At 66.0% G+C, this 9589-nt stretch carries 17 protein-coding genes and 1 pseudogene; all 18 read left to right on the top strand.

The annotated features are described in order from the left end of the window. Positions 1 to 219 precede the first annotated feature (219 nt). Positions 220 to 588 carry a 50S ribosomal protein L14 gene (gene rplN, locus ACFWVC_RS31935; RefSeq protein WP_319658488.1) on the top strand — a complete coding sequence of 123 codons (369 nt, stop codon included), beginning with the start codon at positions 220 to 222 and terminating at the stop codon, positions 586 to 588. 3 nt (positions 589 to 591) lie between these two features. Beyond that, positions 592 to 915, top strand: coding sequence for a 50S ribosomal protein L24 (gene rplX / locus ACFWVC_RS31930; protein ID WP_360902495.1), 324 nt, complete (start codon positions 592 to 594; stop codon positions 913 to 915). Next, the gene (gene rplE, locus ACFWVC_RS31925) at positions 915 to 1484 is read left to right on the top strand and encodes a 50S ribosomal protein L5 (protein ID WP_384295539.1); all 570 of its coding nucleotides are present in this window, start codon (positions 915 to 917) and stop codon (positions 1482 to 1484) included. Before rplX ends, rplE begins: the two co-directional genes overlap by 1 nt. Before the next feature lie 3 nt (positions 1485 to 1487). Next, positions 1488 to 1673 carry a type Z 30S ribosomal protein S14 gene (locus tag ACFWVC_RS31920; protein WP_003956452.1) on the top strand — a complete coding sequence of 62 codons (186 nt, stop codon included), beginning with the start codon at positions 1488 to 1490 and terminating at the stop codon, positions 1671 to 1673. 210 nt (positions 1674 to 1883) lie between these two features. Beyond that, a complete protein-coding gene (gene rpsH / locus ACFWVC_RS31915) occupies positions 1884 to 2282 on the top strand; it encodes a 30S ribosomal protein S8 (RefSeq protein ID WP_319658491.1) in 399 nt (132 codons plus the stop codon). A gap of 21 nt (positions 2283 to 2303) precedes the next feature. Further along, positions 2304 to 2843: a 50S ribosomal protein L6 gene (gene rplF / locus ACFWVC_RS31910; protein ID WP_384295532.1), complete on the top strand. Its 540-nt coding sequence runs from the start codon at positions 2304 to 2306 to the stop codon at positions 2841 to 2843. A gap of 3 nt (positions 2844 to 2846) precedes the next feature. Further along, entirely contained in the window at positions 2847 to 3230 is a 384-nt protein-coding gene (gene rplR / locus ACFWVC_RS31905) for a 50S ribosomal protein L18 (protein ID WP_384295528.1), read from the top strand. Positions 3231 to 3270: 40 nt separating this feature from the next. Continuing rightward, entirely contained in the window at positions 3271 to 3876 is a 606-nt protein-coding gene (rpsE, locus tag ACFWVC_RS31900) for a 30S ribosomal protein S5 (RefSeq protein WP_319658494.1), read from the top strand. Continuing rightward, positions 3876 to 4058 (top strand): 50S ribosomal protein L30, encoded by a 183-nt coding sequence (rpmD, locus tag ACFWVC_RS31895; RefSeq protein WP_018558884.1) that lies wholly within the window; start codon positions 3876 to 3878, stop codon positions 4056 to 4058. The genes rpsE and rpmD overlap by 1 nt, the downstream gene beginning before the upstream one ends. A gap of 1 nt (position 4059) precedes the next feature. After that, positions 4060 to 4524 (top strand): 50S ribosomal protein L15, encoded by a 465-nt coding sequence (rplO, locus tag ACFWVC_RS31890; RefSeq protein WP_384295517.1) that lies wholly within the window; start codon positions 4060 to 4062, stop codon positions 4522 to 4524. 210 nt (positions 4525 to 4734) lie between these two features. Beyond that, the gene (gene secY, locus ACFWVC_RS31885) at positions 4735 to 6048 is read left to right on the top strand and encodes a preprotein translocase subunit SecY (protein ID WP_384295513.1); all 1314 of its coding nucleotides are present in this window, start codon (positions 4735 to 4737) and stop codon (positions 6046 to 6048) included. Beyond that, positions 6048 to 6722, top strand: a complete 675-nt coding sequence (locus tag ACFWVC_RS31880; RefSeq protein ID WP_384295510.1) for an adenylate kinase — start codon at positions 6048 to 6050, stop codon at positions 6720 to 6722. Before secY ends, ACFWVC_RS31880 begins: the two co-directional genes overlap by 1 nt. A gap of 91 nt (positions 6723 to 6813) precedes the next feature. Continuing rightward, complete coding sequence (gene map, locus ACFWVC_RS31875) at positions 6814 to 7653, top strand: type I methionyl aminopeptidase (RefSeq protein WP_384295506.1); 840 nt, start codon at positions 6814 to 6816, stop codon at positions 7651 to 7653. A 131-nt stretch (positions 7654 to 7784) separates the two neighbouring features. Further along, positions 7785 to 8006 (top strand): translation initiation factor IF-1, encoded by a 222-nt coding sequence (gene infA / locus ACFWVC_RS31870; RefSeq protein ID WP_003956442.1) that lies wholly within the window; start codon positions 7785 to 7787, stop codon positions 8004 to 8006. A 29-nt stretch (positions 8007 to 8035) separates the two neighbouring features. Then, positions 8036 to 8149, top strand: coding sequence for a 50S ribosomal protein L36 (rpmJ, locus tag ACFWVC_RS31865; protein WP_003956441.1), 114 nt, complete (start codon positions 8036 to 8038; stop codon positions 8147 to 8149). Between the two features lie 184 nt (positions 8150 to 8333). Next, positions 8334 to 8714 carry a 30S ribosomal protein S13 gene (gene rpsM, locus ACFWVC_RS31860; protein ID WP_089226450.1) on the top strand — a complete coding sequence of 127 codons (381 nt, stop codon included), beginning with the start codon at positions 8334 to 8336 and terminating at the stop codon, positions 8712 to 8714. Between the two features lie 65 nt (positions 8715 to 8779). Then, positions 8780 to 9184 carry a 30S ribosomal protein S11 gene (rpsK, locus tag ACFWVC_RS31855; protein ID WP_003956432.1) on the top strand — a complete coding sequence of 135 codons (405 nt, stop codon included), beginning with the start codon at positions 8780 to 8782 and terminating at the stop codon, positions 9182 to 9184. A 160-nt stretch (positions 9185 to 9344) separates the two neighbouring features. Further along, a pseudogene (locus ACFWVC_RS31850) lies at positions 9345 to 9589 on the top strand (DNA-directed RNA polymerase subunit alpha); the annotation flags it as partial.

Genomic DNA, 9589 nt, shown 5'->3' with positions numbered 1-9589 from the left:
ACCCGCCCGCGGTCCGCGACCACGCGGGGGCGCGTCGTCGATATCCACGCCACGCCCAAGTACCCCGCCGGGCACCCGCACCGCCCGCGTCACACCGCGCGGCCGGCCCGGCGCCGGCTCGCAATTCCTGCGGGGGACATCCCGCAGGACGGTTCCGCCAGGCTCGCAGGGAGATCCGCAAGGATCCTGCGGGAACCGGCAGACGATCAGGAGAAAGACGTGATCCAGCAGGAGTCGCGACTGCGTGTCGCCGACAACACTGGTGCGAAGGAGATCCTTTGCATCCGTGTGCTCGGCGGCTCAGGTCGCCGCTACGCGGGAATCGGTGACGTCATCGTCGCCACCGTCAAGGACGCGATCCCCGGTGGCAACGTGAAGAAGGGCGATGTCGTCAAGGCGGTCGTCGTGCGCACCGTCAAGGAGCGCCGTCGTGCCGACGGTTCGTACATCCGCTTCGACGAGAACGCGGCCGTCATCCTCAAGAACGACGGTGACCCCCGCGGCACCCGTATCTTCGGCCCCGTGGGCCGGGAGCTGCGCGAGAAGAAGTTCATGAAGATCATCTCGCTCGCGCCGGAGGTGCTGTAACCGATGAAGATCAAGAAGGGCGACCTGGTCCAGGTCATCACCGGTAAGGACAAGGGCAAGCAGGGCAAGGTCATCGCGGCCTACCCGACTGAGGACCGTGTCCTGGTCGAGGGTGTCAACCGGGTCAAGAAGCACACGAAGGCCGGCCAGACGGACCGCGGTTCGAAGACCGGCGGCATCATCACGACCGAGGCCCCCGTCCACGTCTCCAACGTCCAGCTGGTCGTGGAGAAGGACGGAAACAAGGTCGTGACTCGCGTCGGCTACCGCTTCGACGACGAGGGCAACAAGATCCGCGTTGCCAAGCGGACCGGTGAGGACATCTGATGACTGCCACCGACACGACGCACGTGAAGCCGCGTCTGAAGGCGCGCTACCGCGAAGAGATCGCGGGCAAGATGCGTGACGAGTTCCAGTACGAGAACGTCATGCAGATCCCCGGTCTCACCAAGATCGTGGTCAACATGGGTGTGGGCGACGCCGCCCGCGACTCCAAGCTGATCGAGGGCGCCATCCGCGACCTCACCACGATCACCGGCCAGAAGCCGGCCGTCACCAAGGCCCGTAAGTCCATCGCGCAGTTCAAGCTGCGTGAGGGCCAGCCGATCGGCGCCCACGTCACCCTCCGCGGTGACCGCATGTGGGAGTTCCTGGACCGCCTGCTGTCGCTCGCGCTTCCGCGCATCCGCGACTTCCGGGGTCTTTCGCCGAAGCAGTTCGACGGCCGCGGCAACTACACCTTCGGTCTCACGGAGCAGGTCATGTTCCACGAGATCGACCAGGACAAGATCGACCGTGTCCGGGGTATGGACATCACCGTGGTGACCACGGCGACCAACGACGCTGAGGGCCGTGCGCTCCTTCGTCACCTCGGCTTCCCGTTCAAGGAGGCGTGAGCCGTGGCGAAGAAGGCTCTTATCGCGAAGGCCGCCCGCAAGCCCAAGTTCGGCGTGCGTGCCTACACGCGCTGCCAGCGCTGCGGCCGTCCGCACTCCGTCTACCGCAAGTTCGGCCTCTGCCGCGTGTGCCTTCGTGAGATGGCGCACCGTGGTGAGCTGCCGGGCGTGACCAAGAGCTCCTGGTAACAACCCTTCTGGGTTGTGCCGGACTCTCGGTGAGCATCAAGGACGGCGGGAGCCCAGCCCCGAATACCGTAAGGTAGAAGGGTTGGGCGCTCGTCGCCCATGACCGTCTTACTACGCCGTAGGTCCCCGCGCCGCACCCGTCCCCAGTCTGATGGGGGAGAGGGATGGCGCATATAGGAAACCCCGGCGAGAGAGGCCTAAGGCCATCACATGACCATGACTGACCCGATCGCAGACATGTTGACGCGTCTGCGGAACGCGAATTCCGCGTATCACGACGACGTCACGATGCCGTTCAGCAAGATCAAGTCGCACATCGCGGAAATCCTCCAGCAGGAGGGTTACATCACCGGCTGGAAGGTCGAGGACGCCGAGGTCGGCAAGAACCTCGTTCTCGAGCTGAAGTTCGGTCCGAACCGCGAGCGCTCGATCGCCGGCATCAAGCGCATCAGCAAGCCCGGTCTGCGGGTCTACGCAAAGTCCACCAACCTGCCGAAGGTGCTCGGCGGCCTGGGCGTGGCGATCATCTCCACCTCCCACGGGCTCCTCACCGACAAGCAGGCGAACAAGAAGGGCGTGGGTGGGGAAGTCCTCGCCTACGTCTGGTAGTCGGGAAACGGAGGTAAAGCCATGTCGCGAATTGGACGGCTGCCCATCCCGGTTCCCGCCGGCGTGGACGTCACCATCGATGGCCGGACGGTCTCGGTGAAGGGCCCCAAGGGTTCCCTGACCCACACCGTTGCCGCGCCGATCGACATCGCCAAGGGCGAGGACGGCACCCTTCAGGTGTCGCGCCCGAACGACGAGCGTCAGAACAAGGCCCTGCACGGCCTGTCCCGCACGCTGGTGGCGAACATGATCACCGGCGTGACCGCGGGCTACGTGAAGAAGCTCGAGATCAGCGGTGTCGGCTACCGCGTCCAGGCGAAGGGCTCCGACCTGGAGTTCGCCCTGGGCTACAGCCACCCGATCCTTGTCGAGGCCCCCGAGGGCATCTCCTTCAAGGTCGAGAACCCGACCCGGTTCTCGGTCGAGGGCATCGACAAGCAGAAGGTCGGCGAGGTCGCCGCGAACATCCGCAAGCTGCGGAAGCCCGACCCGTACAAGGCCAAGGGCGTCAAGTACGAGGGCGAAGTCATCCGCCGCAAGGTCGGAAAGGCTGGTAAGTAAGCCATGGCATACGGTGTGAAGATCGCCAAGGGCGATGCTTACAAGGGCGCCGCCAAGAAGCGCCGCCACATCCGGGTCCGCAAGCGTGTCTCGGGCACCGAGGTGCGTCCGCGCCTGGTCGTGACCCGGTCCAACCGCGGTATCACGGCGCAGGTCATCGACGACCTCAAGGGCCACACGCTGGCCTCGGCGTCGCACCTGGACACCTCGATCCGTGGTGCCGAGGGCGACAAGACCGACCAGGCGAAGAAGGTCGGCCAGCTGGTCGCCGAGCGCGCCAAGGCGGCCGGTGTCGAGACCGTCGTGTTCGACCGTGGTGGCAACCGGTACGCCGGGCGCATTGCCGCCCTTGCCGACGCCGCCCGCGAAGCCGGGCTCGGTTTCTGAGCCGGTTCCGTAGCTAGCGGAAACAGAGAGAGGTAATCCAATGGCTGGACCCCAGCGCCGCGGTGGCGGTGCCGGTGGCGGCGAGCGGCGGGACCGGAAGGGCCGTGACGGCGGCGCAGCTGCCGCCGAGAAGACCGCGTACGTTGAGCGCGTTGTCGCGATCAACCGCGTCGCCAAGGTTGTGAAGGGTGGTCGTCGCTTCAGCTTCACCGCGCTGGTCGTGGTGGGCGACGGTGACGGCACCGTGGGTGTCGGTTACGGCAAGGCCAAGGAGGTGCCGGCCGCCATCGCCAAGGGTGTTGAGGAGGCCAAGAAGCACTTCTTCAAGGTCCCCCGTATCCAGGGCACCATCCCCCACCCCATCCAGGGCGAGAAGGCCGCGGGCGTCGTCCTGCTCAAGCCTGCTTCCCCCGGTACGGGTGTGATCGCCGGTGGTCCGGTGCGCGCCGTTCTGGAGTGCGCCGGCATCCACGACGTGCTGTCGAAGTCGCTCGGCTCCGACAACGCGATCAACATCGTGCACGCCACGGTGGCCGCTCTCCAGGGCCTGCAGCGCCCCGAGGAGATCGCCGCCCGTCGTGGCCTGCCCCTCGAGGACGTGGCTCCCGCGGCTCTGCTCCGGGCGCGTGCTGGGGTGGGTGCGTAATGGCTCGCCTCAAGGTCACGCAGGTCAAGTCGTACATCGGCAGCAAGCAGAACCACCGTGACACCCTGCGTTCGCTCGGCCTGAAGCGGCTGAACGACGTCGTGGTCAAGGAGGACCGCCCGGAGATCCGCGGCATGGTCCACACCGTCCGCCACCTCGTCACGGTCGAGGAGGTTGACTGACATGGGCACCGACAACACGTCGAACCCGCTGAAGGTCCACAACCTCCGTCCGGCCCCCGGCGCCAAGACCGCCAAGACCCGTGTGGGTCGTGGTGAGGCGTCGAAGGGTAAGACGGCCGGTCGTGGTACCAAGGGCACCAAGGCCCGTTACCAGGTTCCGGCGCGCTTCGAGGGTGGGCAGATGCCCCTCCACATGCGTCTGCCGAAGCTGAAGGGCTTCAAGAACCCCTTCCGCACCGAGTTCCAGGTCGTGAACCTGGACAAGCTGACCGCGCTCTACCCCGAGGGTGGCGAGGTCACGGTGGCCGATCTGGTCGCCAAGGGCGCGGTGCGCAAGAACCAGCTCGTCAAGGTGCTCGGCACCGGCGAGGTCTCCGTGGCGCTGCAGGTGACCGTTGACGCGGTCTCCGGCTCCGCCAAGGAGAAGATCACCGCTGCGGGCGGCTCGGTCACCGAGCTCGTCTGAGACTGATGGCACATCCGACCGGGGATGTTCCGCACATTGTGCGGAGCATCCCCGGTTGTTCATTCCAAGCGGTGGTCGTGCGCCGGTAAGGTGGCAGACGCTGCTAGTCTCGTGAAGCCTGTGTGCTGACGCGGGTCTGGGATCTCACTCGTATTCGTTGCTGTTCAACCGTTACCTCCCGCCCAAGAAGCGGGGGGCGCAGGAGGCACCGTGCTCACCGCGTTCGCCCGGGCGTTCAGGACGCCCGACCTGCGCAAGAAGCTGCTGTTCACGCTGGGCATCATGGTGCTGTTCCGGCTGGGTGCGCACATCCCGATCCCGGGGATCGACTACCAGGTCGTGAACCAGTGCATCAAGGAGGTGCAGGGTAGCCAGGGTCTCTTCGGCCTGGTGAACCTCTTCAGCGGCGGCGCGCTCCTTCAGCTGACCATCTTCGCGCTCGGGATCATGCCGTACATCACGGCGAGCATCATCCTGCAGCTGCTGACCGTGGTCATCCCCCGGCTCGAGGCCCTCAAGAAGGAGGGCCAGGCCGGTCAGACCAAGATCACGCAGTACACCCGTTACCTGACGGTGGCCCTCGCGGTCCTGCAGGGCACGGGCCTGGTCGCGACCGCCCGCTCCGGCACCCTGTTCCAGGGATGCACCGAGCGCTTCAGCATCGTCCCGAACCAGTCGATCTTCACGACCATCACCATGGTCATCACGATGACCGCGGGCACCGCGTTCATCATGTGGCTGGGCGAGCTGATCACCGACCGCGGTATCGGCAACGGCATGTCGATCCTGATGTTCCTGTCCATCGCGGCCGGCTTCCCCGGCGCCCTGTGGGCGATCAAGAAGTCCGGCAAGATCGCGGACGGCTGGGTCGAGTTCGGTGCGGTCATCCTCGTCGGTCTGGCGATGGTCGCCCTGGTGGTCTTCGTGGAGCAGGCGCAGCGCCGGATCCCCGTGCAGTACGCCAAGCGCATGATCGGCCGCCGGTCCTACGGCGGCACGTCCACCTACATCCCGCTGAAGGTGAACCAGGCGGGTGTGATTCCCGTCATCTTCGCGTCATCGCTCCTGTACATCCCGTCACTGGTCGTCCAGTTCAGTGGATCCACCTCAACGTGGGCAAACTGGGTCAGGGACAACCTGGTCAAGGGCGATCACCCGATCTACATCACCACGTACTTCCTGCTGATCGTCTTCTTCGCCTTCTTCTACGTGGCCATCTCGTTCAACCCCGAGGAAGTCGCGGACAACATGAAGAAGTATGGTGGGTTCATCCCGGGCATCCGGGCTGGTCGACCCACCGCGGAGTACCTCAGCTACGTGCTCAACCGCATCACGTGGCCGGGCGCGATGTATCTGGGTCTGATCGCCCTGGTGCCCACCGTGGCGCTGGTGCTGTTCAACGCGAACCAGAACTTCCCGTTCGGCGGGACGAGCATCCTGATCATCGTGGGTGTCGGCCTGGAAACCGTGAAGCAGATCGAGAGCCAGCTTCAGCAGCGTAACTACGAAGGGTTCCTCCGCTGATGCGCATCGTCCTCGTCGGGCCCCCCGGGGCCGGCAAGGGTACGCAGGCCGCGTACCTGGCCAGGAACCTGTCGATCCCGCACATCTCCACGGGCGACCTCTTCCGGGCGAACATCAGCCAGGGCACGGAACTGGGCCGCAAGGCCCAGGAGTACATGGACGCCGGCCGGCTGGTTCCCGACGAGATCACCATCGGAATGGCCAAGGACCGCATGCTCCAGCCGGACGCCGGGAACGGCTTCCTCCTGGACGGCTTTCCGCGGAACGTCGGCCAGGCCCAGGCGCTGGACGAGATCCTCAGCGAGAACGGGATAGCGCTCGACGCGGTCCTGGATCTGGAGGTCCCGGAGGAAGAGGTCGTCAAGCGGATCGCCGGTCGCCGGCTGTGCCGCAAGGACGGCAGCCACGTCTTCCACGTGGTCTACAACCCTCCGGCCGCCGAGGGCGTCTGCGACGAGTGCGGTGGTGAGCTCTACCAGCGCTCGGACGACACCGAGGAGAAGGTCAGGGTCCGGCTCGAGGAGTACCACAGCAAGACCGAGCCGATCATCGACTTCTACAAGCAGCAGGGCCTGGTCCGCACGATCTCGGCTCTGGGCAAGGTCTCCGAGGTCACCCAGCGGGCGATGGAAGCCCTGGGCGTCAAGAAGGCCACGGGCGACAGCGCCGCCTGAACACATCAGAGTCCGTTACGGCCGCGGTGTCCGGGAGGACGCCGCGGCCGTACCGTTGAGCTATCCGCTGCACTGAGGAAGGCGAGAGCCGATGGTGGAGATCAAGACCCCCGAGCAGATCGCGAAGATGCGCGCCGCGGGGCTGGTCGTCGCGGCGGCGCTCAAGGCGTGCCGTGACGCGGTCGCGCCGGGGGTGAGCACCGGCGATCTGGACGAGATCGCGGCCAAGGTGATCGCCGATCACGGCGCGACCTCCAACTTCAAGGCCGACCACGGGGGTCTGTACTTCCCCGGTGTGATCTGCGCGTCGGTGAACGACGAGGTCGTCCACGGCATCCCCGGCGGGCGGGTGCTGGAGGAGGGCGATCTGATCTCCATCGACTGCGGCGCGATCATCGACGGCTGGCACGGCGACGCCGCGATCACCGTCCCGGTCGGCGCGGTGGCCCCTGAGCTGCTGCAGCTCAGCGCGACCACCGAGGGCTCGATGTGGTCCGGTATCGCGCAGGTGAAGAAGAACAACCGGCTGCAGGACATCAGCCGCGGGGTGGAGTCCTACATCCGCCGGCAGCCGCTGCCGCCCAAGGGCAAGTACGGGATCGTCGAGGGCTACGGCGGCCATGGCATCGGCTCGGCCATGCACATGGAGCCGCACGTGCTGAACTACGTCGAGCGCGGCCGGGGCCGTGGGCCCAAGCTGGTGCCGGGCATGTGCCTGGCCATCGAGCCGATGGTGAGCCTGGGTACTCCGCACACGCGGGTGCTCCAGGACCAGTGGACGGTGGTCACCACCGACGGCACCTGGGCCTCGCACTGGGAGCACTCGGTCGCCCTGACCGAGGAGGGCCCGCTGGTCCTCACTGCGGAGGACGGCGGCAAGGCCAAGCTGGCGGAGTTCGGGGTCACGGCCGCGCCGGACCCGCTTGCTTAACGATCTTCATTCGGGGGCATACACCCCGGATTCGTCTTTCACGGATGCCTGGCGTAGACTGACACGTCGGCTCACGTATGTCTTCAGGCATGCCAAAAGCCGACCAAGGTAGCCGATCCCGAAAGCAGGACATGGCCAAGAAGCAAGGCGCCATTGAGATCGAGGGCACCGTGATCGAGTCTCTGCCGAACGCTATGTTCAAGGTGGAGCTGCAGAACGGTCACAAGGTCCTCGCGCACATCAGCGGCAAGATGCGGATGCACTACATCCGCATCCTCCCCGATGACCGAGTCGTTGTGGAGCTGTCTCCCTACGACCTCACGCGCGGACGGATCGTCTACCGCTACAAGTAGATCTCACGACCCGGAGAACCTGACATCCCATGAAGGTCAAGCCGAGCGTCAAGAAGATCTGTGACAAGTGCAAGGTGATCCGCCGTCACGGCCGGGTCATGGTCATCTGCGACAACCTGCGCCACAAGCAGCGCCAGGGCTGACGCACACCGACCTGCACCTCGCAGTTCTTCGCGCGACGCAAGCAACTCGTACATAGGCAGCACCCGTTGAGCCGATTGCGGCTGACGATACCTCCGGCCGGGGGCCGGGGACCTGATCCGTACCTCGTACGGCGGTCAGGAGTGGTGCTGCGGAAGACCCCCGAACACCAACAGGAGCCATTGCATGGCACGCGTTTCAGGTGTTGACATCCCGCGCGAAAAGCGCGTGGAGGTTGCCCTCACCTACGTCTTCGGCATCGGCCGCACCCTGGCCCAGGAGACCCTCGCCGCCACGGGCGTGAACCCGAACACCCGCGTTCGCGACCTGGACGAAGAGGACCTGGTCAAGATCCGCGAGTACGTGGACGCCAACATCAAGACCGAGGGTGACCTCCGTCGCGAGATCCAGGCGGACATCCGCCGCAAGGTCGAGATCGGCTGCTACCAGGGCCTGCGCCACCGCCGCGGCCTGCCGGTCCACGGCCAGCGCACTCACACCAACGCCCGCACCCGCAAGGGCCCGCGTCGCGCCATCGCCGGTAAGAAGAAGCCGGGCAAGAAGTAGTCCTCAGCGGACGCTCGTCAGCGGTCTTCGCTGTAGGACCGACCACCTCCCGTAGGAGTTAGTAGATGCCCCCCAAGGGTCGTCAGGGCGCTGCCAAGAAGGTGCGCCGCAAGGAAAAGAAGAACGTCGCTCACGGCCACGCGCACATCAAGAGCACGTTCAACAACACCATCGTTTCGATCACGGACCCGTCCGGCAACGTGATCTCCTGGGCCTCCGCCGGCCACGTCGGCTTCAAGGGCTCGCGCAAGTCGACCCCGTTCGCCGCGCAGATGGCCGCCGAGTCGGCCGCGCGTCGCGCGCAGGAGCACGGCATGCGCAAGGTGGATGTGTTCGTCAAGGGTCCCGGCTCCGGCCGTGAGACCGCGATCCGCTCGCTCCAGGCCACCGGCCTGGAGGTGGGCTCGATCCAGGACGTCACGCCCACCCCGCACAACGGATGCCGCCCGCCGAAGCGCCGGCGCGTCTGATCTGTGGTGTGCCGGCGCCTCGCGTCGGCAGAGTTGTGGGTTCCGGGCGGTGTGGCGCTTCTCGCGCCGCACCGCCCGTACCCTTGCAGTATCGATATCGGGCTGACGCCCGGTGGTTCGGCATCAAATAGCGGGTGCCGATGACTGGAAGGCTTCATCCATGCTGATCGCTCAGCGCCCCTCGTTGACCGAAGAGGTCGTCGACGAATTCCGCTCCCGGTTCGTGATCGAGCCGCTGGAGCCGGGCTTCGGCTACACCCTCGGCAACTCGCTCCGTCGCACGCTCCTCTCCTCGATCCCGGGTGCCGCCGTCACCTCGGTCCGGATCGACGGTGTCCTGCACGAGTTCACCACCGTGCCGGGCGTCAAGGAGGACGTCACCGACCTCATCCTCAACATCAAGCA

This window comes from Streptomyces sp. NPDC058691 (assembly GCF_042714775.1).
Lineage (GTDB): Bacteria > Actinomycetota > Actinomycetes > Streptomycetales > Streptomycetaceae > Actinacidiphila.
The sequence above is the reverse complement of the archived record's forward strand: the minus strand, read 5'-3'. Positions and strand labels throughout refer to the sequence as shown.